This is a genomic window from Streptomyces sp. SolWspMP-5a-2, assembly GCF_900091845.1.
Taxonomy (GTDB): domain Bacteria; phylum Actinomycetota; class Actinomycetes; order Streptomycetales; family Streptomycetaceae; genus Streptomyces; species Streptomyces doudnae.
In genome coordinates this window covers 1-1084 of sequence record NZ_FMCI01000012.1, presented here as the reverse complement: position 1 = coordinate 1084, position 1084 = coordinate 1, and the positions used below count along the sequence as shown (strand labels likewise).

Below are 1084 nucleotides of genomic sequence, written 5' to 3'. Positions count from 1 at the left end.
CTCCCGAACACACCGGAGTAAGCCAGCTAGGGGATGCGGCGCAGCCGCGCCCCGCAGCACCCGGTCCTGGGCCGCGCAGCGAGGTCGGGAGCGCAGCGGACGCCCGCGGCCCCGGACGCGCGGCAGGCGGCGGCCGGTGCCGCGCCCCGCCCCGCCCACCCCGGAGAAGGGCCCTACCGCCGGTTGGCTAAACCGGCGATCCTGCGGACCGTAAACAGTCCACCGCCGCCCTCTGCCCGCACGTCGAGAGAAGCCCTCACGCCCGCAGACAAGATTCGAAGCGCGACTCGCCCGACGACGCGCAGCTCTGTCCGCTCACGCCGCGGAGAAGCTCGCCCGAAACAGATCCCGGGCCCGCTCCACGTCCTTCAGCGTACGGAGCTGGACCTCCAGGTCACCGGTCCCGTGATGGCCTACGCCAGAGACGTCCCTGGTGAAGTCCGGCACGAGGTCGACGTCCTTCGGGTTGACCTTCAGGTAGACCAACAGCTTGCTGCGCTGCGGCGGGCACATGCAGGCGAAGTTCCGGAGGCGCTGGTACGCCCGGTACTGCTTCCGCTCCACGCGGTTCACACCGTCCCCTAGTCTGAGCAGAACCTCGTCAACCGCACCCGCCAGCTCCACCATCGCCGCGCCCTGCACTCCGGCCGCTGCCTGGGCAACCAACCCCCGCCGTGCCCGGCGGGCCACCTGCGTGCCACCGTTGGCGGAGGCCACGGTCTCAAGGCCGAGCAGATCGCTGCCGAAGAACCGGTAGCGGACCAGGTCGATCGAGCGCCGGTGCTCGCGCACGGCGTGCACGTCGTAACGGGTGAAGTCGCCAGCGACACAGATCAGGCGGGGGCCGCTCCACCGGACCTGGGACGCGGTCGTCACCCCAAGCCGGTCGCGGACCAGGTGCTCGAACTCGGCGCGATGGTCCATCAGCCACGCCAGGTAGAACAGGCCCTGGTTGATAACGCCGGCGTCTGTGCCGCGCTTGTATTCGATGATGACCGGCGAGCCGTTCTCGTCCAGCCCAAGCGAGTCGATTCGACCTCCGCGTACCAGTCCGGTGCTGTATTCGCTCGCCAGGAACCGGACG

The 1084-nt window shown here is 69.9% G+C and carries 1 protein-coding gene; it reads right to left on the bottom strand.

The window, feature by feature from the left end:
* Positions 1–315 precede the first annotated feature (315 nt).
* A partial coding sequence (locus GA0115242_RS00650) for a DUF5655 domain-containing protein (RefSeq protein WP_237548528.1) occupies positions 316–1084 on the bottom strand: 769 nt, incomplete at its 5' end.